Annotated in this window: 1 pseudogene; it reads left to right on the top strand. The window is 54.4% G+C overall.

Annotated features, from left to right (window positions below):
* Positions 1-939 (top strand): annotated as a pseudogene (locus tag AC2A1E_RS24155) (hypothetical protein); the annotation flags it as partial.
* Positions 940-973: the final 34 nt, after the last annotated feature.

The raw sequence follows: 973 nt of genomic DNA, 5'->3' as shown, positions 1-973 counted from the left end.
GAAAGCCGGTGTGGTATCAGCCCAATCACGTCATTCAGCGTGCCAGCGGGCAATCAACCTTATCAACCAGGGGATATCACTATGAACAGGATCGCCACCGCCATTGCCGTGGGTATGCTCGCAGGTAACGCTTACGCCTCTGCACCGCCTGCCAACACGATCTGGGAATTTACCGATGATACCAAGACCACGCTGTGGGAACGGTGCGGGCAGGACAGCAAGCAGTGTGCCGTTATCGCCAAAACCCGTCACTATGTGGCGCTGGTCAACCGCCAATCCAACAGCGGGTGCGCATTGGGGGATTTATACATCACGGAGCGTGATAGTGCTTCCTATAAACAGCTTGATACCGGCACCTGCAGCCCCAACGGGTATATCGTGGAAGGCACGTACCACAACGGGCAGTATCTCTCTGTCGACATCGGGGTAGGAGGAACGCTGGTCAAGCAGTATCCGATAGGCTACTGGTCGGCGCAGAAAGAGTTCTCCGGGCCGAACAAGCCGTCCTGGGAAAAGGCCAGGGCGACAGCCGCCAAAGAAAGGGAAGCAACAGCAGAGCTCAACAGGAAAAATTATGTCAGCAGATGGGCGCTGGACAAGGGGAATATCTATTCGCTGGGAAATCACGATAAGAGCAAAGTCCTAGAGGTAAACTGCTCCACAGTGTCATCCATACCGACCTCTGTGAGATTTACATCACACTTTGATGCCTACTTGGGCAGCAGCCTCACGTTGACGATAGACAAGGTCAGTTATGTTGTTCCTGATGATACCCACGCCAAGGTGGCGGAGTGGAGCTCGCTGTTCAAGGCGATCACCACCGCCACCCGTATTGATGTCACTGCCGATGGAAAACAGGCAGAAAGCTTCAGGGTAGATCCCGGCAGTGCCAAGGGAATGTTGAACGATGAACGTTGTCAGCCGCCTCAGGACAAATAAACGGCCATCATGGGCAGCGTGAGCTGGAGTTAAG

Source organism: Serratia sp. HNCC26DJ206 (assembly GCF_057180605.1).
The sequence above is the reverse complement of the archived record's forward strand: the minus strand, read 5'-3'. Positions and strand labels throughout refer to the sequence as shown.